This window comes from Herpetosiphon geysericola (assembly GCF_001306135.1).
Classification (GTDB): Bacteria; Chloroflexota; Chloroflexia; order Chloroflexales; family Herpetosiphonaceae; genus Herpetosiphon; species Herpetosiphon geysericola.
The window spans coordinates 281,839-304,954 of the sequence record NZ_LGKP01000025.1; the positions used below are offsets into that span (position 1 = coordinate 281,839).

General features: G+C 52.5%; 19 protein-coding genes. 9 read left to right on the forward strand and 10 right to left on the reverse strand.

The features are described from left to right. Nucleotides 1–37: 37 nt before the first annotated feature. Complete coding sequence (locus tag SE18_RS16890; protein WP_054535639.1) at nucleotides 38–3,433, reverse strand: GEVED domain-containing protein; 3,396 nt, start codon at nucleotides 3,431–3,433, stop codon at nucleotides 38–40. A 173-nt stretch (nucleotides 3,434–3,606) separates the two neighbouring features. On the opposite strand from SE18_RS16890, the gene SE18_RS16895 reads away from it, so the two are divergent. The 8 genes from SE18_RS16895 (at nucleotide 3,607) to phoU (ending at nucleotide 12,482) form a co-directional block, all read left to right on the forward strand. Continuing rightward, nucleotides 3,607–4,095, forward strand: coding sequence for a hypothetical protein (locus SE18_RS16895; RefSeq protein ID WP_054535640.1), 489 nt, complete (start codon nucleotides 3,607–3,609; stop codon nucleotides 4,093–4,095). A 52-nt stretch (nucleotides 4,096–4,147) separates the two neighbouring features. Further along, on the forward strand, nucleotides 4,148–6,124 hold the full coding sequence (locus tag SE18_RS16900) for a tetratricopeptide repeat protein (protein ID WP_054535641.1): 1,977 nt from the start codon (nucleotides 4,148–4,150) through the stop codon (nucleotides 6,122–6,124). 107 nt (nucleotides 6,125–6,231) lie between these two features. After that, entirely contained in the window at nucleotides 6,232–6,471 is a 240-nt protein-coding gene (locus SE18_RS16905) for a hypothetical protein (protein WP_054535642.1), read from the forward strand. A gap of 163 nt (nucleotides 6,472–6,634) precedes the next feature. Then, on the forward strand, nucleotides 6,635–8,602 hold the full coding sequence (locus SE18_RS16910) for a PstS family phosphate ABC transporter substrate-binding protein (RefSeq protein ID WP_054535643.1): 1,968 nt from the start codon (nucleotides 6,635–6,637) through the stop codon (nucleotides 8,600–8,602). A 120-nt stretch (nucleotides 8,603–8,722) separates the two neighbouring features. Beyond that, the gene (pstC, locus tag SE18_RS16915; protein WP_054535644.1) at nucleotides 8,723–9,664 is read left to right on the forward strand and encodes a phosphate ABC transporter permease subunit PstC; all 942 of its coding nucleotides are present in this window, start codon (nucleotides 8,723–8,725) and stop codon (nucleotides 9,662–9,664) included. After that, nucleotides 9,664–10,914 carry a phosphate ABC transporter permease PstA gene (pstA, locus tag SE18_RS16920; RefSeq protein WP_054535645.1) on the forward strand — a complete coding sequence of 417 codons (1,251 nt, stop codon included), beginning with the start codon at nucleotides 9,664–9,666 and terminating at the stop codon, nucleotides 10,912–10,914. Before pstC ends, pstA begins: the two co-directional genes overlap by 1 nt. Before the next feature lie 3 nt (nucleotides 10,915–10,917). Further along, a complete protein-coding gene (gene pstB, locus SE18_RS16925) occupies nucleotides 10,918–11,715 on the forward strand; it encodes a phosphate ABC transporter ATP-binding protein PstB (RefSeq protein WP_054535646.1) in 798 nt (265 codons plus the stop codon). A gap of 89 nt (nucleotides 11,716–11,804) precedes the next feature. Then, the gene (gene phoU / locus SE18_RS16930; RefSeq protein WP_160319521.1) at nucleotides 11,805–12,482 is read left to right on the forward strand and encodes a phosphate signaling complex protein PhoU; all 678 of its coding nucleotides are present in this window, start codon (nucleotides 11,805–11,807) and stop codon (nucleotides 12,480–12,482) included. 417 nt (nucleotides 12,483–12,899) lie between these two features. Here the strand turns inward: phoU and SE18_RS16935 are convergent, their stop codons facing one another. Next, nucleotides 12,900–13,712 (reverse strand): glycoside hydrolase family 16 protein, encoded by an 813-nt coding sequence (locus SE18_RS16935; protein ID WP_054535648.1) that lies wholly within the window; start codon nucleotides 13,710–13,712, stop codon nucleotides 12,900–12,902. 124 nt (nucleotides 13,713–13,836) lie between these two features. Between SE18_RS16935 and SE18_RS16940 the strand changes: the two genes are divergently transcribed. Further along, nucleotides 13,837–14,556 carry an esterase family protein gene (locus tag SE18_RS16940; protein WP_054535649.1) on the forward strand — a complete coding sequence of 240 codons (720 nt, stop codon included), beginning with the start codon at nucleotides 13,837–13,839 and terminating at the stop codon, nucleotides 14,554–14,556. Here the strand turns inward: SE18_RS16940 and SE18_RS16945 are convergent. From SE18_RS16945 to SE18_RS16980, 8 genes are all read right to left on the reverse strand, one after another. Continuing rightward, nucleotides 14,553–15,737 carry a glycosyltransferase family 4 protein gene (locus SE18_RS16945; protein WP_054535650.1) on the reverse strand — a complete coding sequence of 395 codons (1,185 nt, stop codon included), beginning with the start codon at nucleotides 15,735–15,737 and terminating at the stop codon, nucleotides 14,553–14,555. The genes SE18_RS16940 and SE18_RS16945 overlap by 4 nt on opposite strands. Further along, nucleotides 15,734–17,605: an asparagine synthase (glutamine-hydrolyzing) gene (gene asnB, locus SE18_RS16950; protein ID WP_054535651.1), complete on the reverse strand. Its 1,872-nt coding sequence runs from the start codon at nucleotides 17,603–17,605 to the stop codon at nucleotides 15,734–15,736. Before asnB ends, SE18_RS16945 begins: the two co-directional genes overlap by 4 nt. A 292-nt stretch (nucleotides 17,606–17,897) precedes the next feature. Further along, the gene (locus SE18_RS16955; protein ID WP_054535652.1) at nucleotides 17,898–18,545 is read right to left on the reverse strand and encodes a CpsD/CapB family tyrosine-protein kinase; all 648 of its coding nucleotides are present in this window, start codon (nucleotides 18,543–18,545) and stop codon (nucleotides 17,898–17,900) included. Nucleotides 18,546–18,584: 39 nt separating this feature from the next. Continuing rightward, complete coding sequence (locus tag SE18_RS16960; RefSeq protein ID WP_054535653.1) at nucleotides 18,585–19,235, reverse strand: YveK family protein; 651 nt, start codon at nucleotides 19,233–19,235, stop codon at nucleotides 18,585–18,587. Next, nucleotides 19,235–19,927 carry a YveK family protein gene (locus SE18_RS27545; RefSeq protein WP_054535654.1) on the reverse strand — a complete coding sequence of 231 codons (693 nt, stop codon included), beginning with the start codon at nucleotides 19,925–19,927 and terminating at the stop codon, nucleotides 19,235–19,237. The genes SE18_RS16960 and SE18_RS27545 overlap by 1 nt, the downstream gene beginning before the upstream one ends. Nucleotides 19,928–20,192: 265 nt before the next feature. Next, the gene (locus SE18_RS16970) at nucleotides 20,193–21,272 is read right to left on the reverse strand and encodes a glycosyltransferase (protein WP_054535655.1); all 1,080 of its coding nucleotides are present in this window, start codon (nucleotides 21,270–21,272) and stop codon (nucleotides 20,193–20,195) included. Between the two features lie 102 nt (nucleotides 21,273–21,374). Then, nucleotides 21,375–22,706 carry a P-loop NTPase family protein gene (locus SE18_RS16975; protein ID WP_054535656.1) on the reverse strand — a complete coding sequence of 444 codons (1,332 nt, stop codon included), beginning with the start codon at nucleotides 22,704–22,706 and terminating at the stop codon, nucleotides 21,375–21,377. A 72-nt stretch (nucleotides 22,707–22,778) separates the two neighbouring features. Next, nucleotides 22,779–23,072 (reverse strand): YciI family protein, encoded by a 294-nt coding sequence (locus SE18_RS16980; RefSeq protein ID WP_054535657.1) that lies wholly within the window; start codon nucleotides 23,070–23,072, stop codon nucleotides 22,779–22,781. Nucleotides 23,073–23,116: the final 44 nt, after the last annotated feature.

The window sequence follows — 23,116 nt, forward strand, 5'->3', positions numbered from 1 at the left end:
TGGTAACTTCATTGTTTAAATTGGCGAGCAGTGCCAGTTATTTTTTGCGGGTCGTTGGTTCTGGGTCTGGCTCTGTTCCACCATTGGCAACGAGGGTCAGGTCAATCTGACTGACTCCAGGCTCGGCGACTGAAATTGGCTGGGCTTGGTCGGCAGTGGCTGCATTTTTGTACCAGATTGATTGGTAGCCAGCCTGCTCGACAAAGACCAAGTATTCACCGTTGGCTTCGCCGCTCACTTCATAGTTGCCTTGTTCGTCGGTTTGGGTGCTGGCAACAAACTCAGGGCTTGGGTTGCCAGTTGTGCTACGGCGATACAAGTAGACATTGGCATCGGCGATTGGCAAGCCAGCCACATCGCGCACATGGCCGCCAACCACGTGGGTCAGTAAGACCTTGAGTTGATAATCTTCAGTTTCGCCATATTCCCAGCCAGCGGTTGGGCCACGGCCATCGGCGGCAGTTGCAGGCGTGTTGCTAATGCTAATGCGCAGCCAAAGTGGCTTGTAGGGCAGGCTTGGTTGGTACGAATAGAAGACCGGCGTAACCAAGCTATAGGCGTTCGGGCCACTCAAGTTAACCACTTGGTTTTGCACTGCCCACTCGCGAGCGCTACGGGTCACGCCCAAGGAATCGACACAGCTATAGTTGGTGCCCCATTGACCGTTAGCTCCCCAATCGATCCACACATTAACATAGGCCGTCATCGAGCCAGTTTGCGGCGGATTGTGGGGCAAGGTCACGTTGTAGGCCAGTTTGTTGGCTTTGCAATGGCCAAGGCTATTGGCGGTTGGCACGCCGCCGCCGAAGGCATCATCTGCGCGATCGTAATTGCCGCGGTTGAGCGCGGTTTGAATATTGGTTGTTGCGTCGTCATCCAGCCCAACATCGGCCTCGGTTTCGGCGGTCAGGCTCTTGCCAAGCATATAGGGCAAGCCTAAGTTTTGGTGTAATGGGCCTTTGGGCAAGGTTGCTGGCACGCGATTGAATATGGTTGGGAAGAAACCTTGGGTTGCTGGCGAATAGGCCAGAATATTGGCGGCTGCACTGTTATTGCTATCAGGTGCATCGCCCAAATCGGGCATAAAGATATAATCCTCGGTTTCGCCAAACTCCCAGCCACCAGTGGGGCCACGGCCATCAGCGGCGCTAGCTGGCGTTGGGCTGACCGTCATGCGGAACCAAATACCTGCCCGTTGGGGTGGATGGTAGGGGAAGAATGTTGGCGTGGTAAAGGTATTGATCCCTGGGGCCAGCACAATTGCTTGATTTTGCACCGCCCATTCGTTAGATAAGCCATTGGGACATTGGAACGTGCCGCCCCAATTGCCGCTGCGGTTCCAATCCCACCATGAATTGAAATAGACCGTGATGTTTGATGCAGTATTATTGGTGACGGTATAGGTAAACCGTGTAGCAGTACAGTTTTGATACGCCTGCAAGCTGCGTGGGCTAACTAATCCGTCATCGGCGCGATCTTGGTCGTTCATGTTGAGGGTTGGCGAGATGTTATGAGTGTAATCGATGTCGAATCCAACATCGGCTTCTTTTTCAAAGCTTACTTTGCGCCCGAGGTGATAGCGGCGGGCATCGCGGTGGTAAGGGCCAATTGGCGCAGCACCGCTAAACACGGTGGGGAAGCGCGCAATCACCCCGCTGATGTAGGTTGTCATGTTGACGCCAAAGTTATTGGTTGAATCGGGAGCATCGCCCAAATCGCTGATTGCAGGCGGTGGGGTTGGCGTGATTGGGGTTGGGGTGAAGCTCGGCGTAATGCTCGGCGTAATGGTTGGGGTTGGCGTATTCGTTGGTGTGTTAGTTGGAGTTGGCGTAACATCGGTCGTATAGCGCAACAGATAATCTTCAGTTTCGCCATATTTCCAGCCGCTGCTTGGGCCACGGCCATCGTCGTTGGTTGCAGGGCTTTCGCTAATCGTAATTCGCATCCAGATGTTGCCCAAATTGCTTGCTTGCAAGCCACTCAGGAAGCTGGTTGAAACATAGTTGCCGCTGGTGACCGGAATCATTTGGTTTTGTACGGCCCATTCATTGGCCAATGCGCCTGGGCACTGCACCGAACCGCCCCAGAAACCGCTGCGGTTCCAGTCGATCCAGACGTTGACATACAAGCGGTTGACACCTGCTGGCACGCTGTTGACCGTAACCTGATAATCGAGGGTTTTGCTTTGGCAGGCAGGGGCAAAGCTGTTGACGGTGGGCACGCCTAAGTAGAAGGTATCGTCGGCGCGATCGAGGTTTGGCTGATTGGTGCTTGGCTGAATATTATTTGGGCCATCAGCATCGGGGCCAGTATCGGCCTCGCGCTCGAAGGTCGATGAAGCACCAAGCACAATTTGTTTGGCATCGTAGTGGAACGGGCCTTCGGGCAAGCCTGTGCTGGGGTCGAACACGGTTGGGTAGCGGGCGCCAGTCGAAGGCGCATAGGCCAACATGCTGGTCGAGAAGTGGTTGGTCGAATCGGGCGCATCGCCAAGATCGGAGATAATATCGTTGGCTGGCGTTGGAGTTGGGGTAAACGTCCGCGTTGGCGGTGGCGTTGGGGTATTGGTTGCCGTCGCGGTTGCGGTTGGGGTTGGGGTAAACGTCCGCGTTGGCACTGGGGTTGGGGTAAACGTCCGCGTTGGCACTGGGGTTGGCTGGTCGGTGCCAGTCAATAAATAATCTTCGGTTTCGCCATACTTCCAGCGGCTGGCTGGGCCACGGCCATCGTCGTTGGTTGCTGGGCTTTCACTTAGCGAAATCCGCATCCACAATGGTTTGTTGCTGTTGGTATTGACTGGCAAGAAGGCCGAGGTGCTAAAAATATAGGTTCCAGGCCCTGTGATTGCATTAACATCATTTTGAACTGACCATTCGGTGGTGGGCGTATTATTACAGAAGAAGCTTGCGCTACCCCAATAGCCGCTGCGATCCCAATCAAACCACAGGTTGGTATACAGCTTGATCGTGCCACCAGTCCAGCTTGGGTCGACCGTTACTTGATAGCGGATTTGGGTTGGCTGGCAGTTGGGCAAGCTATTGATGTCCAACGGGCTAAGGAAGGCGTTGTCGTAGCGATCTTGGTTGGGCGTGTTGGCGCTGGGGTTGATGTTATTTGGGCCATCAGCATCAAAGCCGGTGTCGGCTTCAGCTTCTTGGCTTACGCCCGGGCCAAGGTGAATCAGCTTGGCAAAGATGTGGGCAGGGCCATTGGGCATGGTCGAGTAGACGGTTGGATACTTGGCGGGCACACCGCTGTAGGCATCCATCAGCAAGCCAAAATTGTTGTTCGACGATGGCGCATCGCCAAGATCGAGGCTTTCAGCATCGGCCTGGGCCTGCGGAGCGGCTTTGGCAGAACTACCAATCGCTAATGCTAAAATGAACATGACCATAAATGCGATCATGCCAAAACGACGTAGAACCAACGACATACAATCCTCCTTACACGGGGGTGGAACGAAACCATGGCGGGGACGTAGTGGAAGCTGGTTTCAGTATCGCAGTTGCATCTATGCAACTCAATCAAATTAGCTCTAGCGTTTTTAGCTATTTTTAAGCAGTGTACGTTGCAGCATGACCTGATTAGGATTAAAGGATTCACCCGATGCAGATTTTAGTCTGGCTCAGTTTTAGTGTTGGTTTGCTGGGCTTAGCATGGTACAACCTGGCCTATTTTGTTGCTTGGCGCCGTACCAAAAGCAGCGTGTGGCTGTGGTATGCAATTATGGGCTGGCTCCCAGTTGGTTTTTTTGTTGTGGCTGGCTTAAATTGGCTGCCACGTTTTCCGCTCCACTTGCAATTTGTGTTGGCTTGCGCACCGTTGTTCTTGGCGCTGATCCAGGGGTTTCATAGCCTGCGTGGCCAAGTAACCAGCGGCTTTCGCGATAGCTTAGATCTGATTTTGCTGCGCCACCCAAGCACCTATCCAAGCCAAAATCTAGCTTCAAACGCTGTGTTTGTGCCAGCGATCCATGACCATGTGACGTGGGCCAATGTGAGCATGGCACGGCGCTTAATGGCGCTTGGCTGCTTGCTGGCTGGCGTGAGTCTCGCTCTATTTAACGCCTATCAACTCATCCAAACTATTCGCTAGCCAGCGTTGCAGGGAGGGCGAGGGGCATGCGCTATTTGGACAAGGATGTACCATGAATCAGCCTGACTTGTTGAGCTACGATCTCCCAACTATCGAAAAAATGCTGGCGGAAGCGCTACGCCACGCGCGCGAAGGCGATCTGTTGTTTTTGGCAGGTTCGCCATTCGCTAGCTGCCAGATAATCGAACGCTGGTATATTGGTGAGCAGCCTCACGGTTCGGCTGAGCTTGGGCGGGCAGTCCAAGCGCTTTTGTGGTGGCTGATTGAGCGCATTCGGCCCCACGGCGAGCGCCATTGGCTGGCCTTGCCATGGCGTCAATATAATGTCTTGGCTGGCTTTTATGCCGAGGGCTTGCGGATTGCCGATCTTGCAGAAGCCATGGGCGTGGTCGAGCAAACGATCTATCCCATTCGCAATCAAGCCATCCAAAGCCTGGCCAAATTGTTGATCGAAGAATTGCAGCATCCCAGCCCCAGCATTCCAAACCATGCGATTATTGCGCTCTATCCACAATTAACTGCTGCCGAACAAATCCTCGCCCGCATGTTGGCGTTTAACCAGCCGCCGCTAGTTCAACGTTGGCTGGAGCGTTGGCTCGAATTAAATGCAATTGCAGCGCCGACATTTCAACAATTGGCCGCGCATGGCTTGCTCAAATCAAACGGCTTGAGCTTAGTCGAGAAATTGCGACCTTTTTTGCAGAGCCAAATTAGTGCTGCCGAACGCCGCTGCTGGCATGAGCAATTGGCCGAATTATTGCAGCATAACGAGCCGCTGCAAGCAATTCAGCATTGGCTGCAAGCCCAAGCCTACGATCAAGCAGCCAGCCTAATCATCGCTGAGCATCAAACGATTGTTGATAATTTGCAGGGCCGCGCTTTGGGCGAATTGCTGGCCCAAATTCAAGCCCACGATATTCAGCAAGCCCAGCTTTGGTTTCGGCTCAAGTTGGTCAGTGGCGATGTGGCCATGACTATGAACGATGTTCAAACCGCCTTAGGCGAGTACCAAGCTGCCTTGGCCGCCAACGAGCCGTTGCTCAAAGCAGAAGCCTATTACAAACGCGGCAAGGCTTTTCGCTCGCAGAGCACGATGGAAGCCCAAGCCCATTTCAACTATAGCATTGCGATTGTCGAGCGTGCCGCGCCCAACGACCCCTTGCGCTATCGCGTATGCTTGGAGCAAGCATGGATGTGGTTTCAGGATCAGCGCGATTTTGAGCAGGCCCAATCCAGTCTTGAGCAAGCCGCTGCCTTGATTGACCCGCTTGATCGCGGGGCTTGGGCTGAATTGGCCAATGCTCGCGGCATGTTCTATGCCCATCGTGGCGAGCATGCAGAGGCGATCAACCAGCATCAAGCGGCGTGGTTGGCAGCCAACGAAGTTAACCATAGCTTATTGATGACCCATATTGCGCATAATTTGGGCTACGATTATCTCGACCTTGGCCATTATGCCCAAGCGCTTGATTATTTTGAGCAAAGCCTGAATTTGGCCAATCGCACGGGCAATCGGCGCATGCAAGGCCTGTGTCAAAAAAGCATTGGCGCATGTTGCTTTTGGATGCAAGAGTTGACGTTGGCGGTTGAGCATTATTTGGCGGCCTATCAGATTTTTGCGGCCATGCACAACCACAATTGGCAAGCCAACACCTGCTACGATTTGGCCGAAGCCTACGCCGAATTGGGCCAAACCCAGCTGATGCGCCACTACTATGCCGAGGCAATTCAATTGGCCCAAGCGAGCGGCCTTGATCGTTTGTTAAATGATTTGCATGGCTTGGCCGCACATTACCCTGGCTTATACCCGCCAACTATTGAATTGAACGAGCGCCAGCAACAGATTTTCGATTATCTCAAACAGCATCCGTCGATTACCAACCGCGATTATCGTGAGCTAACCCAAATTTCGCCCAAGCAAGCAGCCCGCGATTTAAACGATTTGGTCGAGCGCAATGTGCTGGTGCGCTCGGGCGATGGCCGTTCGACCAGCTACCAACTGCCGCAATCCAAGCAAAATCTGCTTTGATCGTGATAATTTGACCAGCGATTAATCTCAGCATAACCCAAGCATGGTCTGATCAAGCCAAACGGCGTTGAACTGCGCAATTGCGCATCACGGAGGCTTGATCGCTTATGGTTCACCTAGACGATGCGACCAAACGCTTGGAACTTGTGCGCTACCACATGCAACAGGGCTGGCAAATCGATGCGCCAGTGCTTGGGCGGCATGCTTATCTTGATCAACGGGGCAGCATTCGAGCAGTTGAAGTTGTGCTTTCGCGCTTGGATATTCGCCAAGTCGTGGCCTTGCCCGATACGCCGTCGGTGCGCGAATTTCTGCATTCCTATGGTTTAAATGTGATTGATGTTTAAACCGCGCGATTAATCCACCACACTCAACATTGCACCAAGATTTAATCGGAACTTAACACAGCGATCAAAGCAGTTTAAGTATAGCGATTTAGACTGCTCTCACGTGATGCACACAATTCAATTTCGATAGTACACAAATTTCTTTTTCGGAGGAATCCAGATCATGCGGAAACTGCTGAGTTTAATGCTTGCCTCAATTATGTTGCTGACGATGCTCGCAGCATGTGGCGGCGACAGCACTCCAACCACTGCACCATCAACCGCAGCGACAGCGACTACTGCTGAAACTGCTGCAACTACTGCACCAACCACTGAAGCTGCTGCAACTCCATCAGTTGAAGCAACCGCTGAAGTTCCCGCTGGTGGTTTGGCCGAAGTCGACCCAGCAACGGTGCAAGGCGATATTGTGAGCGCTGGTTCATCAACGGTCTATCCGTTGAGCGAAGCCGTGGCCGAAATCTTCGGCGAAGATGGCTACAAAGGCAACATTACGATCGATAGCATCGGCACGGGTGCTGGCTTCGAGCGCTTCTGTACTGCCGCCGAAACCGATATCGCCAACGCCAGCCGCGCGATCAAAGACGAAGAAGCCAAAGCCTGCGCCGACAAAGGCCGCGACGTGATTGAATTCCGCGTCGGCACCGATGCCTTGGCTGTCGTGGTCAGCAGCAAAAACACCTTCGTCAGCAATTTGACCGAAGCCCAAGTCGCCGACATTTTCTCCGGCACCTACAAAACTTGGAACCAAGTGGATTCCAGCTACCCAGCCGAAGCGATCAAGCTCTATAGCCCAGGCACCGATAGCGGCACCTTCGATTACTTCGTCGAACACTTCTACGCGAAAGAACAAAAATACATTTTGGGTGCCAACCCCCAGTTGAGCGAAGATGATAACGTGTTGGTCACGGGGATCGAAGGCGATGCCAACGCGATTGGCTACTTCGGCTACGCCTACTACAACGAAAACAAAACCAAACTGAAAGCTTTGACGATTGATAGCGTGGAACCAACCGAAGCGACCACCGAAGATGGCAGCTATCCGTTGGCACGTCCGTTGTATATCTACTCGGCCAAGAACATTTTGGCCGAAAAGCCCCAAGTAGCAGCCTTCATCAACTACTACTTGAGCAATGTCAACGACGTTATCGTCGAAGTTGGCTACTTCCCAGCTAGCGCTGAAGCGTTGGCCGAGGCCAAACAACACTTGGTTGATGCTTTGAGCGGTGGCAGCAGCAGTACCGGTGGCAACACCAACACTGGCAGCGCCGTAACCCTCGAAGAAGTTGATCCAGCAGCGGTGCAAGGCGATATTGTGAGCGCTGGTTCATCAACGGTTTATCCGTTGAGCGAAGCCGTGGCCGAAATCTTCGGCGAAGATGGCTACAAAGGCAACATCACGATCGATAGCATCGGCACGGGTGCTGGCTTCGAGCGCTTCTGTACTGCCGCCGAAACCGATATCGCCAACGCCAGCCGCGCGATCAAAGACGAAGAAGCCAAAGCCTGCGCCGACAAAGGCCGCGACGTGATTGAATTCCGCGTCGGCACCGATGCCTTGGCCGTCGTGGTCAGCAGCAAAAACACCTTCGTCAGCAATTTGACCGAAGCCCAAGTCGCCGACATTTTCTCCGGCACCTACAAAACTTGGGACCAAGTGGATGCCAGCTACCCAGCCGAAGCGATCAAGCTCTATAGCCCAGGCACCGATAGCGGCACTTTCGATTACTTCGTCGAACACTTCTACGCGAAAGAACAAAAATACATTTTGGGTGCCAACCCCCAGTTGAGCGAAGATGATAACGTGTTGGTGACGGGGATCGAAGGCGATGCCAATGCAATTGGCTACTTCGGCTACGCCTACTACAACGAAAACAAAACCAAGCTGAAAGCTTTGACGATTGATAGCGTGGAACCAACCGAAGCGACCACGGAAGATGGCAGCTATCCGTTGGCTCGTCCGTTGTACATCTACTCGGCGAAGAACATTTTGGCCGAAAAGCCCCAAGTAGCAGCCTTCATCAACTACTACTTGAGCAATGTCAACGACGTTATCGTGGAAGTTGGCTACTTCCCAGCCAGTGCCGAAGCCTTGAACGAAGCCAAACAACACCTGCTCGACGCAACCAAGTAAGCACCAAGGGTTTATGGTACCATGGCACAGGCTGCGGAGTTTAGCTCCGCAGCCTGTTGACCTACACAAACCCCGATTCAAAACCGGGAGGTTTCAATGGACGATAAGGTGAGTATTGGTATGGATAGCCGTCGTATTACGACCTCGCAACGTGAGACAACTCGCCCGTTTAGCCTGAAAAAGCAGTCGCGCCTTGGTGAAAACATCATCCAAGGATTTTTGCTCTTTTGTGGCGTGCTTTCAATGTTCACAACCATCGGGATCGTGATTGTGCTTGGCTCAGAATCAATTGCATTCTTTCGCCAAGTCAGCATTGTCGAGTTTTTGACCAACACGGTTTGGTCGCCCCAAATTGATGAGTTTGGGATTTTGCCCTTGCTGCTCTCAACGTTGCTCACTTCAACCATCGCAATGTTTATTGCATTGCCAACCGGCCTCGCTGCGGCAATTTATCTCAGCGAATACGCTTCGCGCCGCGCTCGCAGCATTCTCAAACCAGTCCTGGAAGTCCTCGCAGGCGTGCCAACCGTCGTTTATGGCTACTTTGCGCTTAAATTTATGACTCCCTTGCTCAAGTCGGTCTTTGGTGAAGCCAATGTCAATATCTATAACATGGCTTCAGCAGGCTTGGTGATGGGGATTATGATTATCCCGCTGGTGTCGTCGATGAGCGAAGATGCGCTTAGCGCTGTGCCACGGGCCTTGCGTGAAGGTGCTTATGGCTTAGGCGCAACCCGCCTTGAAACCGCAATCAAAGTGGTGTTGCCAGCAGGCATTTCGGGCATTATTGCAGCCTTTGTGGTAGCAATTTCTCGGGCAGTTGGCGAAACGATGATTGTAGCCGTGGCGGCTGGTGCCAAACCAACCTTCACCTTCAACCCATTTGAAGCCGCCGAAACCATGACTGGTCACATCGCGCGGATTAGCGGTGGCGACTTGAGTTATGCCAGCATCGACTATAACAGTATCTTCGCGATTGGCTTGACCCTGTTCTTGATGACCCTCGGCCTCAATATGATCAGCCGTCGCTTGGTACGCCGCTTCCGTGAGGTATACGAATAATGACAACACTGAATGAAGATGTTAAATCAGGGTTGCCTCAAGGTGAAGCGTCGCGCCGCAATATAGCTAGCCGTCGCCGCAAAGGCGCAATTTGGCGCACTATCTTTCTTTCGGCAACCATCTTTGGCTTGATTGCCCTGAGCTTGTTGATTTATAACGTCGCCAATGAAGTTTTTGGCTATGTTGCGATCGAATATGCAGTTGATCCAGCGACGCTCAGCGATAAACCGCTTGATGAACTCAACAAGGATGAGTTGGTCGCGGTGTTGCAAGGCAATATGCGCAAGAACGCCTTTCGCACCTTGGAAAACGAAAAACCCATGGCCAACCGCAGCGATAGCGAAGTCTACGATTTGGTGGTTGAACGGGTGTTAAAGCCCCAAACCCTTGAAACTTGGACGCTGCGCGATTCGTGGTTCAACAAAGCGGCAATCGATGCCCAAGTTGCTAGCGATTTTCCCGAAGCGAAGCTTGAATTCCGTTCGTGGATTTCGACCAGCTTTTTGACCACGCCAATGTCGAGCGACCCGTTACGCGCTGGCGTGCGCACGGCCTTGCTTGGCTCATTGTGGATGATCGCAATCACGATTTTGTTTGCCTTCCCAATTGGGGTTGGCGCGGCAATTTACCTCGAAGAGTATGCCACCGACAATCGCTTTAACCGCATCATCCAAACCAATATTAATAATTTGGCTGGCGTGCCATCGATTATTTATGGGATGCTTGGTTTGGTGATTTTTGTGCGCACGCTTGAGCCAATTACCAGCGGGCGAATGTTCGGCGCTGATAGTGGCAATGGCCGCACGATTGTGGCTGCCTCGCTCACGATGATGTTGCTGATTTTGCCAATTATGATTATCAACGGCCAAGAAGCAATTCGGGCTGTGCCGTTGTCGCTGCGCCAAGCAAGCTATGGGCTTGGGGCAACCAAATGGCAAACAATTTGGCATCATGTGTTGCCAAACGCCTTGCCTGGCATCTTCACTGGCACCATTTTGGCAATTTCGCGGGCAATCGGCGAAACCGCGCCCTTGATTGTGGTTGGTGCGTCGACCTTTATCGTGACCGATCCCGATGGCCCATTTGCCAAATTTACCGCCCTGCCGATTCAAATTTACAACTGGACATCGCGACCACAACCAGAATTTGCCCATATTGCGGCCTCGGCAATTGTGGTGTTGTTGGTGATGTTGCTATCGCTCAATGCCATTGCCGTCGTGTTACGCAATCGCTTCAGCAAACGAGGTTAAGCCATGACCGAGAAACAAACTGATACCGCTCAATACACCTTGGTTGTGCGCAATATGAATGTCTACTATGGGGCATTCCGCGCCATCAATAATGTTTCGCTGAACATCGAACGCAATAAAATTACCGCCTTGATCGGTCCTTCTGGCTGTGGCAAAAGCACGGTGCTGCGCTCGCTCAACCGCATGAACGATTTGGTCAATGGCGCGCGCGTCGAAGGCGAAGTGCTGTTTCACGAGCAAAACTTGTATGCTAACGATGTTGACGCGGTCGAAGTGCGCCGCCGCATCGGCATGGTCTTCCAAAAGCCCAATCCATTTCCCAAAAGCATTTACGATAACATTGCCTTTGGCCCACGGATCAACGGCTGGAAGGGCACCAAAAGCGAGATGGACGATTTGGTCGAGCGCTGTCTGCGCCAAGCCGCCTTGTGGGATGATGTGAAGGATAAGTTGAAGGAAAGTGGTTTGGCGCTCTCTGGTGGCCAGCAACAGCGCTTGTGTATTGCTCGCGCCTTGGCCGTCGAGCCAGAAGTTATTTTGATGGACGAGCCATGTTCGGCGCTCGACCCCATCAGCACCTTGAAAATCGAGGAGTTGATGATGGAGTTGCGCCAACGCTATACGATTGCAATTGTGACCCACAATATGCAACAAGCAGCTCGTGCCTCCGATTACACGGCCTTCTTTTTGATGAACGATCAACGAGCAGGCGAGTTGGTCGAATACGGCCCAACCGGCGATTTATTCACCAACCCCAAAGACAAACGCACCGAAGATTACATCACTGGACGCTTTGGCTAATTTGCCAATAGGCTGCTACATCGAGCAATGAGCAACGGACAATGTTCGTTGCTCTTGTATATCTGCCACCACGTGGCTGCGAGGTTCGAATGCGCGAACGTTTTCTGCATGCCTTGGCCGAGCTAGAAGGCCAGATTCGTGATATGGGCAATCGGGTTGCTTTGGCCGTGCGCGATGCGTTGTGGTCGCTTGAACGCAACGAGCCGATTTTTGCTCGCCAAGTTATCGCCAACGATAATGTGATTGATGAGTTGCGCTATCAGATTGAAACCAACGCCCTGAGCGTCATCACCCGCCAACAGCCCATGGCCCGCGACCTGCGGGTGGTCAGCATGTTTTTGGAGCTGGCCTCGGAGCTGGAGCGCATTGGCGATTATGCAGAGGGCATCGCCGAATTGGTGATTCGCTGTATTGAATTGCCGCAATTGGCCCAGCCCCCGCAAATTAAAACCATGGCCTTGAAGGCCCAAGCCATGTTGCGCGATGCCCTCGATGCCTTGCACAATCGCGATCCCCAAGCAGCAGAGCGGCTCGAACTCTCCGACGATGAGATTGATGGGCTATATCGCGAGACCTTGGCTTGGACGTTTGCCACCATGCGCAGCCAGCCCGACCATGTTGAGCGTGCAATGTATTATTTGTGGATTGCCCATAACCTTGAGCGCATCGCCGACCGCACGATTAACATTGGCGAACGCACCAGCTTTATCGCCACTGGCATCATCGACAAACATCGGTTGCGCAAAGAAGAAGCCGATAAAGCCTAGTTTTTAGCCACGAATTCCACTAATTACACGAAAACAGGGCATCGGGGATTCGATGTTGGCTAAACCAGAACCACGAAGGGTTCAAAACGTAGGGGTTAAGGAAGCACAGCAACAATCTACAAAATGAATATTAGGGGTGCAGGGGGATGAAAACCCCCTGCGTCTCCCGCCGGCGGCGGGACGGAAGGATGGCGAAAAGAGAGTCTAGTAGTCAGGCGCGAGGGTTCAGGGTTCAGGGTTCAGGAACCGCGAAGCGCACCAAGAACGCGAAGGGTGGCAAACGAGAGGTCAGGGATTAGTCGCTAGCAGTGAAAACAATAATAATCCAGCAAACAAATATTAGGGGGTGCAGGGGGATGAAAACCCCCTGCGTCTCCCGCCAGCAGCGGGACGGAAGGGTGGCGAAATTAATTGAATTTAATATCCATTCAATGATTCATACCCGCGCACATAATCGATCTCAAATGTGTGAGGATAAGCGACTGTGCTTGATTGGCGCTGCGGCAAATCGTAAATCCCGAGCATAAATTGCATTGGATAGTTGGGCGATTGCTGAATCGTGCGCAATTGACGATTATCAAGGTAAATATCGATCTGGCTGGGTGTCCATTCGGCAGCATAAATATGATAATCGCCCACATCAAGCGCTACGTCATCCTCAAAAAACTCGTCAGTGAGTTGCGAATCGCCCCAAGGATGCACGCCATAGCCTAATTTCAAGCCCGCATCACCAATATTCCAGCCTTTGATCTCCATAATTGCTAGCTCGCCGGAATGTTCAGGCTGATCCTCGAAGCCAATCATCCACAAGGCTACCACGTTATTTGGTCCAATTGTGGCTTTGGCGCGCATTTCAAAATAGCCATACTGCGGCGTGTAAGTTCGCATCGAATCTTGCAGCTCGCGCACGACGCAGGCTTGGTTGAAGCGATGTTGGCCGAATGGGCTGCCCAAGGCTCCGCCAAACACCCCCGTTTGCAACGACGAGCAGCGAGTTTGGCCATCGAACTCGGGACACCACGGCGCTTGATCGGCCTGAATTTCGAGCACTAAACTGCTACTGACCAATTGATAACGCGGCGCTGAACGCTCACGCGAACTCCATTGCGGCAAATAAAACGGCAACCATTTGGCTTGATCAAGACTCGGGCTGTTAAATTCATCCTGAAATTCTAAGCGATAGCCAGCTTTTTCGACTGGGTTGGCAGGCATTGTAGTGGTTAAATCCATGGGCGCGAAATCCTTTGCTCACAGCATGTTTGGCCTATTCTAGGCTGCTTTATGATTTTTGTTAAGCCTCAAAGGCTGGTTCATGCTATACTCGCTGTGATGGTTCTCAGTGTGAGGAACGCCGATGCATCGTTCATATCATCGTTGGCATAGTTCAGCGCTTGGCCGCGACATGGAACTCCTGTTGTTTGGCCATCATGGTGCGCCAGTCTTGGTTTTTCCAACCTCAATGGGGCGTTTTTTCGAGTTTGAAGATCGTGGTATGACCGGGCTTTTGGCCGAGCACCTTGAGCGTGGTTGGCTGCAATTAATTTGTGTTGATAGCGTTGATGCTGAAAGTTGGTATTGCAAATGGGCGCATCCTAGCGGGCGTATTGGCCGTCATCTGCAATATGAGCAGTATTTGATCGGCGAAGTTGTGCCGTGGCTGCGTAATTTCAATCAAAATCAATTTTTGATGAGCCTTGGCTGCTCGTTCGGGGCCTTTCACGCGGTGAATCTTGCCTTGCGCCACCCCCACCTGTTTCGGCGTTGCTTGGGCTTGAGTGGTCGCTACAATATGCGTTCATTTATGGATGGCTATAGCGATGATCAGGTTTATTTCAACACGCCGACCGAGTACACGGCCCATTTGCACGATGCCAACCAACTAGCCCATTTGCGCCAGCTTGATATTATTTTGGCGATTGGCCGTGACGATCCTAGCTACCACAGCAACCAAGTGCTTTCGGATAATTTGTGGAATCACGGGGTGGGCAATGCCTTGCGGGTTTGGGATGGCTGGGCCCACGATTGGCCATATTGGGAGCAAATGCTACCCAAATATATTCAAGGCCACGATTAATGCTGAATTGGCGCTGGCACGGCGAGGCCACGGGCGTGCAATTGCTCAGTATAGCTCAACAGCACCCGCTCAAAGACCCGTTGTTGATCAAACTCACGCTCGGCAAATTGGCGAGCTAATTTGCCAAACGCCGCGCGCAAAACCCGATCATCGAGGATGCGGCCAAGGCTCTGGGCTAAGGCCGCAGCATCGCGCACTGGCACCAACATTCCATTTAGGCCATGGGCCACGGTTTCGCGGCAGCCACGAATAGCGCTAGCCACGATTGGCACGCCCATCGCGCTAGCTTCCATCGGCGCCCGCGGAAAGCCCTCACGATACGAGGGATGAGCCAATACATCCATCAAGTGATAGAGCACTGGCATATCGCGGCGCATCCCTGCAAAATGGCTGCGTTCAGCAATGCCATATTCTGCGGCAGTTGCGGCGGTTAGGCCATCGGCTTTATGTGGTTCTTCTGGTCCAACCACCAGCAAATGCAGATTTGGCCTCGTTGCCATCAGCTTTTGGCAAGCCCGAAACAACTCATGATAGCCTTTTTCGGCCACCAAGCGCCCAACCGCGCCAATCACCTGTGCATCGGCGGGAATACCCAAGGCTTGGCGAGCTGCTGTAACCTCGGTTTGGCTAACCGCCCGACGATCAAAGACATTGAGATTAATCCCATTGCCCAACAGGCTAATTTGCTCTGGGCGTGCGATTTTGGCTGCTACGGCTGTGGCCAGATCTTCGCGATTTTGCGAGAGAATCGCATGCGAACAGCGGGCGGCGATTTTTTCCATTGCAATGTAAAAGTTCCGTTGCTTGGCGCTCGAATGTTCATGAAAATAAAAGCCATGAATCGTGTTGATAATAATTGGCACGCCTGCAAGCCGCGCTGCTAGCTGGCCAAGCAAGCCAGGCTTGGGATTATGGGTGTGCACAATCGTTGGTTTAAGTTGGCGAAACAACCGCACCAACTTGGCGATGGCAACTAAATCACTCGTTGGCGTGACTGAGCGCGGCATGGTTACCACTTCAACCGGAATCCCAGCGGCCTCGACTTCAGTGCGATACGGGCCATCGCTGGCAACGCCGCGCACCTGATAGCCTGCATGCTGAATTGCCTGCAGCTGTTCGAGCAGCAAAAAGCGCAAGCCCATATCGGCAGTGGCAATATGCAACACCAACGGTTGATTCATAGCCGTCCCTCGCGATCAAGATAGATCCGTTGCCACAGTTCGAGGTTGAGCAATAGCCACAATAAGGTGTCGGCGACTTCTTTTCCATCACGATGAGCTTGGTAGATGCGCCGGACTTCGTGGGCGTTGAACAAACCTCGCGCCAAAGTGCGTTGATCAAACAAAATTTCTGCTGTCCAGTTGCTCAGTGCGCCGCGAAACCACGGATCGGTTGGCACTGCAAAGCCATGTTTGGGCTTGCGCAGCGTGCGTTGCGGCAGCATTTCACCAAATGCTTGGCGCAGCAACCACTTGGTTTGGCGACCACGCAATTTTAAGCTATTCGGCAAATTCATCGTCCATTCAACCAACGTATGGTCGAGAAACGGCACGCGCGCCTCAATGCTGGCGGCCATCGAAGCCTTATCAACTTTTTCCAAATAGGTATCAGGCAACCAGGTTTGCAAATCAGCCAAGCCCATGTTGGTCAAGGCTGCGCCGCTGCGGGGATACATCTGATCGTAGATTTGCTCCGGCGCATAATCACCAAGCGCTGCACTCAACTGCGGTTGCAGCAACCGCTGGCGCTGCTGAAGATCGGCAATTGTGAGCCAGGCAGCATAGCGCCGAGCAGGATCACGTTGCTCTAAACTGCGGATTGCTTGTTTCAAGCGGCGGTTGCGTGGCAATTGGCGAATCAGCGCGCCAAGCGCTTGGTGGCCAGGCACATATTGCAACATCCGGGCGAGTAATTCAGCTTGATAGCGCCGATAGCCAGCCCATTGTTCATCGCTGCCTTCGCCCGTCAGCACCACTTTGACATGTTCGCGGGCAAAACGCGAAACGAGATAGACCGGCAAGCCTGCGGCATCACCAAATGGCTCGTCGTAGTGATAGACCAAGGTTTGCAAAGCGCCAACCAAATCGTTGGCATCGAGCACTAATTCGTGGTGTTTAGTGCCAAAATGCTGCGCCACTAAGGCCGCATCGGGCAACTCATTAAAGCCTTGCTGATTGGCAAAGCCAACGCTAAATGTATTGATTGGCTCAGCTCCCAAGCGGCTCATCAAGCCCACGATAATGCTTGAATCGAGGCCACCGCTGAGAAACGCGCCCAGCGGCACATCGCTAATCAGCTGCAAGCGCACAGCCTCGCGCAAACGGCTATACACTTCGGCGGCAGCTTCGGCAGGCGCAATTGGCGTGATGGTGGGCTGCAAGTGCCAATAGCGTTGGTTTTGCATCGTTCGATTGGCAACATCCCAAGTCAGAATATGGGCTGGCTCGACTTTGTAAATATGTTGGAGCATGGTTTGTGGCGCGAGGCTATGGCCAAAACTGAGGTAGTTGGCCAAGCCGTGGAGATTAATTTGGCGTGGTACTGCCGGATGCGCCAAAATCGCCTTGATCTCCGAGCCAAAGACCAAGCGCTGGCCATCTGCATACCAGTAGAGTGGCTTGATGCCCAGCCGATCGCGTACCAGTGTGAGCCGTTGGGCTTGCTGTTGCCAAATCGCCAAGGCAAACATGCCATTCAAACGCTCAACACAACCTTTAATCCCCCATTGCTCGATGCCGCGTACAATCACTTCGGTATCGCTGTGGCTATCGAAGGTTTGGCCAAGCTGCTGCAATTGCTGGCGCAAAGCTTGAAAATTATAAATCTCACCGTTGAACACCAACGCCAAATCAGCATCGCGGCTGAACATCGGTTGCGCGCCATGCGCAAGGTCAATAATTGCCAAGCGGCGCATGCCCAGCGCAACCTGATTAACCCAAAAAAAGCCTGCACTATCCGGCCCGCGATGGCGAATTGCCTCGGTTTGTTGCTCAAGAATTGCAGCCTGAGCCATGCCATGCCATTCGAGATGGCCCGTGATGCCACACATACGACGCTCCAAACGCGGGTAATAGCAGGTACAGAATGTTGGAGCAGATTAACCAAAACCCTCTTAGATTAACTCAATAGGCTGATCTATTCCCTCGTAAACTCAACAGTTCGGATTGAGCAGAAGAGGATTGACAATCTAGCACGTAAATATTTGGGGGTGCAGGGGGCTGCAAACCCCCTGCGTTTCCCTCCGGCGGAGGGACGGAAGGGTGGCGATCCAAATAAGGACTGCTGGATACAATTGATAATAGATAGACTCTGCTTGTTAATTAGAGCAGGATTCTAATTACTTAATAGCGAGCGTAGCGTTCGCGTTCCAGTTTGGCGTTGGTCAAAACCACCCCAACCAAATGCGCATTGACCCGTTGCAACAAGGCCACAGCTTCGCGAGCACTATCGCGGCGCGTTTTGCCAGCCCGTGTCACCAGCACCACCCCATCGACTTTGGTGGCCAACAAGGCTGCATCGCTGGCGGCCAACACTGGCGGCGCATCGATTAACACAATATCTGCTTGCTGCTTAAGATCGCGCAGCATGCTATCGAAGCGCTTGGAGCTAAGCAAATCTGCGGGGCTGGGCGGGGTTGCGCCTGCTGGCAACAGTTGCAAGCCATCAATTTCGGTTTTGAGCAGTGGCAAATCGCTGTTTTGGCTCATCGCTTGGCTCAGGCCACGATCGTTGCTTACGCCAAACAAGCTGTGCAAGCTAGGCCGCCGCAAATCGCAATCGAGCACAATCACTCGCTGCTCTGCTTGGGCAAAGGTAACAGCCAAATTAGCCAAGGCAACGCTTTTATCTTCGTCGGGCACGCTGCTGGTGACCAAAATCGTATGCAATTTGCGCTCAATCGATGAAAATTGAATATTGGTGCGCAAGGTGCGATAGGCTTCAGCGGCGGCGGCCCGTGGATCGCGCAACGTGATTAAATCTAATGCCACAATAATACCTCTATCTAGTTGGTTGGCTCAGGCCGACGCTTAGTGTTCGGGAATGCTGCCCAAGGTTGGCAGGCCTGTCCAGCGTTCAATATCGTTGTTAGATTTGATCCGATCGTCGAAATATTCCAGCGCAAAGGCCACCAAAATGCCGATGATGCCGCCCAAAATCCCGCCAGCCAACACATTGATTTTGGTTTTTGGCGAGGCTAACTCAATATATTTGGCTGGCTGCTGAACGCGAATATTAATTGCATCGGTGCTCAAGCGCAGTGCATTCAAGCCAGCAACTTCGCTTTTGAGCGTTTCGCCCAAGGCATCAGCCAATTCAACTGCCTTTTTCGGATCAGGATAATCAACGTTGATCGTCAGCAGTAATTGATCGGGCTGCGGCTGAATTGCAATATATTTGCGCAAATAATCGGGCGTGCGATCCAATTGCAATTGGTTGCTAATTTCCTGCAAGCGCGCATCGGTCAATTGGCCAGGCCAGTTGCCCATGACGCTGGGCAATTGCATCGTCAAGCCCTGATCATAGCGGCTGGTGATCACATTATAGGTGGTTTGGGCGCGATACAAGGGTGTTTGCAATTTGCTAAATCCATAGGCCGCAGCGGCGCTAGCAAAGCCAATTAGCACAATCACCCACCAGCGCCGGAGCAAAATTGCCAAGTAATCTTGTGGTCGAAGCATTACGACTCCTTTGGAATAGCGCTGAGCACTGGCACATTCAACTGGGCCAAATCGCTTGGTTCGCGCACGGTACGGTCGAGGTAGTGACGCAAGAAGGCCAAGCCAAATCCGGCCACCAAGGCCAAAACTAAGCGCAAGGCCAAACGGGTGATTGGCTGCGGCCAGCGACTGAGGGCGGTAGCCGTGGTTGGCAATTCGAGGGTTTCGACCGCCAACGTGCCCCATTGCGCCCGATTCCACCATTGCAAGCCTTGTTCGTCGAGCACCGCAATGCTGCCAGCAGCAATCGCCGTGGCTTGATCGGCGGTATCAGCATCGACCAGAATTGTGGCAATGCGATGTTCTTGCTCAACCGCCGTGATCATGCCTTTAACTGCGCCAGCGTCGAGTTGCAGATTGCGATTGCTGGCAATCCAAGTGCTGACTGCTTGGGCAAAGGCTTCGGATCGCACGACTCCAGGCAAATCATCAACAATGAATTGGGTGCTTTGCCACGAATTGTAAATATTCATATCGGGCAGCACCTCGTTGCCGCCAACTGGCGCGTGAGTAATGGCAAACTTGGCGTTAGCCCGATAGCGCTGTGGATCAGGCTGAAAGCTGAGCAGCGACACCAACAGCACGAGCAGCGGCACACCGAGTACCAGCCACCACGAACGTTGGACAATCGCAAAATATCGGCGTAATTCCATAATTTATCCTTTTGATCCACGAAGGACACGAAGGTCACGAAGGGCTGAAACCGCGAAGCACGCGAAGATCGCGAAGATTTCTTAGCCACAAATTGCACGAATTTCACTAATTATTCTTCTAACCCCCGACCCCTAGCCCTAACCCCCGATGGTTATGTTCTATGTTCTATGCTCTCTGTGCTCTGTTCTAATGTTCATCCTTCATCCCTCATCATTCATCCTTCAACCAAGGCTATGTTGTATGCTCTCTGTTCTCTGTTCTTACTTAGCTCAAGAGCGTTTCAATTTCGGCGCGAATGCGGGCCTCGAAGGCTGGGCGGGCAAATTGCTCGGCATGAGCACGAATTGCCGCTGGATCGTAGTGATCGTTTTGGCTGGCAAGGATGGCGTTGGCTAAATCTTCGACCGTTTGTTGGCTGAAGAAGCGTCCAGTTTGGCCTTCGATCACGCTATCGAGTGCGCCACCTGCTTTGTAGGCGATGACTGGGCGGCCTGCGCCCATGGCTTCGAGCGGCTGAATGCCTGCATCTTCTTCGCCTGGCATTAAGTAGGCGCGACAGCGAGCATACAAACTGCGCAAACTTGCATCATCAACTTTGCCGACGAAGCGCACGCTTGGGCCAGCGACTTTTTCCAGTTCGGCCCGATCGCGGCCATCACCAAAAATCACCAAGGGCAAGCCAAGCTTGGTACAAGCTTTGATCGCCAAATCAAGCCGTTTGTAGGGCACGAGCCGTCCGCCTGCCAAATAAAAATCTTCGACTGGTTGTGGCGCGAATGGCTGCAACTCAACTGGTGGCGTGATGATCGTCGAAGGGCGTTTGTAGAAATGGCCAATTCGATCGGCAACAGTGCGCGAGTTGGCAATAAAACGATCAACCCGCGCCGACGATTGCACATCCCACAGGCGCAAATAGGTCAGAAAGAAGGGCAGAATCGCCCCAAAGATGCCGCTAATTTGCTCGCGTTTGACATAATCGTCGGTGCGCCAAGCAAAGCGCATTGGGGTGTGGCAATAGCACAAATGGCGCGCGCCGGGCTTGGTAATGACGCCCTTGGCATAGGCGCTCGATGAGCTAATAACCAAATCGTAGGCGCTGAGGTCGAAATGCTCGAACGCGCTGGGATAGAGCAAGAAGTATTTACGAAAATGTTTGCGCCAGCCTGGGAGCTTTTGCATAAACGAGGTGCGAATATCCCAACTGCGATATTCGTTGGGCATGGCCTCGGCATCGTAAATTGATGTATAGATTGGGGCTTGCGGAAACATGGCGTGCAACACTTCGAGCACCCGTTCCGCGCCACCATATTGATTCAAATAATCGTGAACTAAAGCTATTTGCATGGAACCTACTCAAACAAAAAGCCCATGGTTGGGCTATCCTGTGGGGTCATTATAGCGCACAACCAGGGCTTCAATGCTGAAAATTAGGTCATAACTGTGTAACTAAGTTGTTGCAAAGGCCCGTTTCATCAAGCGTCGTGCCCGATGAAGTATGCCAGTCAAAAAGGCGCTGCGTTCGCTGCCAAAGCGTTCTGCATATTCGCGGGCTGCTTGCACCGCCTGAATTTCCACGCCCTGACCGCGCAGCATATGCAAGTAATCGGTGATCAGCAAATATAAATCGCCAATCGTATGCTTGGGAAACATTTCGCCAATGTGTTGCTGGGCAATTGCTTGGGTCACTGGGCGATACACCGTGTCGTACCAGCTTTGCACCGCTTCCTCGAAGGTCACTTCGCGATCAAGATCTTTGCCCATAAAATATTGATGATCGATCACATGCAATTTGATGCGGGCATAATCGTTGTCGTTGCTGAGCGGAATGCGCACATCTTGGCGCAATAGATTAAGCTTGCTCCAATGCAAAAATTCTACTTCAACCGCACTTGGTGGATCAGGCAATTTAACCCGATTTTTGCGCTCGCCATAATGGCGGGTATAGTCGATCGCGGCGGTTTTCGGGCCGGGATCAATCCCCTCGGTTTGGGTCAGATAATGGCGGTGATCCATAATCCACAGATACAAGTCGGTGGCGGTGCGTTCAGGGAAGGCCGCCAAAATGCCAGTATCATAAATTTCGTCGATCAAGGGTTTATAAATATTGTCGTACCAGCTTAAAATCGCCTCTTCGCTGCTTGGGTCTTCGCCAAGCTCCAACGATTTGAAATAGCGATGGCCGTTGATATGCCGAATCAAATCTAAATAGCCGCTGGGCTTGGTTAGCTCAATAAATTGGGCTTCTGGCCGTAACTGGGCCAAATTTGTCCATTCCAAAAAATCTGAGCGTTCTTCCAATTGATTTAATTCATTTTGGGTCATGCTGGGCTTGATTGGCACATCGCTCAGCAATTCGATGACATGGGCATCGATAAAATCTTGGCCTTGTTGGCGGGCAACTGAAACTCGATGATTGCCATCGCGCACAAAATAAACCTCGCCAATTTGATAGAGCTCGATTGGCGGCAGCAATACATCGCTATAATGCGCCCGATCAACGTTTTTCCAACGGGCTTTGGTTACTTCGTGACGCGGCAAAAACTGGCGGTCGAAATCGCTATAGCGACCTTCGCTACCAATAATTGAAGCCAAGGGTACGATTTGCATGCCACGGTCGGTTTGGCTGCGAATATTCAGGCGGGCGCGAACCTCTTCAAATGGCAAAAGGGTTTGGGGTTCGTCGCGCAACCGCGCTTTTATGGCATTCAGAAAGGCGCTAAATCGCGCTTTTTGGAAATCACTATCAACTTGCTGATCGATCCATTGATTGTAGCCCATCTTAAGTTCCTCCTTGGTGTCGGCGAGCTTGGCCTGATATGACACCGTTGTGTGTTTGCTAGATTGTTGTTGTTACCACGATGGAACAATCTGCTGGGGCTGGCCCTCGGTGATCCGCCATTCGCGAATCTCGTAGGAATCCAAGCCTCGTGCTACTAATGGGTCTTCTTCGACAAGATCTCTTGCAGCTGCCAACGAATCGGCCTGCAATAAGACAAAGCCACCCCGACGGTCGGTGGCGGGGCCAGAGAGCAACAAGTGGCCAGCGGCTTTGAGCTGGGCCAAATATGCTAAATGATCAGGCAAATGTGGTTCATAGATTGCCCGATCGACGATAATGGTTAATGTTACCAAATACGTTAGCATTGCTGGCTCCCAAAGAAAAAAACGCTCCCCATTGGGAGCGTCAT

Coding starts and splice junctions, on each gene's coding strand:
- pstC (WP_054535644.1), top strand. CDS start 8,723: ATGGATAGCCGTCGTATTACGACCTCGCAACGTGAGACAACTCGCCCG.
- pstA (WP_054535645.1), top strand. CDS start 9,664: ATGACAACACTGAATGAAGATGTTAAATCAGGGTTGCCTCAAGGTGAA.
- SE18_RS16935 (WP_054535648.1), bottom strand. CDS start 13,712: ATGGATTTAACCACTACAATGCCTGCCAACCCAGTCGAAAAAGCTGGC.
- SE18_RS16960 (WP_054535653.1), bottom strand. CDS start 19,235: ATGCTTCGACCACAAGATTACTTGGCAATTTTGCTCCGGCGCTGGTGG.
- SE18_RS16910 (WP_054535643.1), top strand. CDS start 6,635: ATGCGGAAACTGCTGAGTTTAATGCTTGCCTCAATTATGTTGCTGACG.
- SE18_RS27545 (WP_054535654.1), bottom strand. CDS start 19,927: ATGGAATTACGCCGATATTTTGCGATTGTCCAACGTTCGTGGTGGCTG.
- SE18_RS16940 (WP_054535649.1), top strand. CDS start 13,837: ATGCATCGTTCATATCATCGTTGGCATAGTTCAGCGCTTGGCCGCGAC.
- SE18_RS16975 (WP_054535656.1), bottom strand. CDS start 22,706: ATGGGCTACAATCAATGGATCGATCAGCAAGTTGATAGTGATTTCCAA.
- SE18_RS16895 (WP_054535640.1), top strand. CDS start 3,607: ATGCAGATTTTAGTCTGGCTCAGTTTTAGTGTTGGTTTGCTGGGCTTA.
- SE18_RS16905 (WP_054535642.1), top strand. CDS start 6,232: ATGGTTCACCTAGACGATGCGACCAAACGCTTGGAACTTGTGCGCTAC.
- SE18_RS16945 (WP_054535650.1), bottom strand. CDS start 15,737: ATGAATCAACCGTTGGTGTTGCATATTGCCACTGCCGATATGGGCTTG.
- phoU (WP_160319521.1), top strand. CDS start 11,805: ATGCGCGAACGTTTTCTGCATGCCTTGGCCGAGCTAGAAGGCCAGATT.
- SE18_RS16890 (WP_054535639.1), bottom strand. CDS start 3,433: ATGTCGTTGGTTCTACGTCGTTTTGGCATGATCGCATTTATGGTCATG.
- pstB (WP_054535646.1), top strand. CDS start 10,918: ATGACCGAGAAACAAACTGATACCGCTCAATACACCTTGGTTGTGCGC.
- SE18_RS16970 (WP_054535655.1), bottom strand. CDS start 21,272: ATGCAAATAGCTTTAGTTCACGATTATTTGAATCAATATGGTGGCGCG.
- asnB (WP_054535651.1), bottom strand. CDS start 17,605: ATGTGTGGCATCACGGGCCATCTCGAATGGCATGGCATGGCTCAGGCT.
- SE18_RS16980 (WP_054535657.1), bottom strand. CDS start 23,072: ATGCTAACGTATTTGGTAACATTAACCATTATCGTCGATCGGGCAATC.
- SE18_RS16900 (WP_054535641.1), top strand. CDS start 4,148: ATGAATCAGCCTGACTTGTTGAGCTACGATCTCCCAACTATCGAAAAA.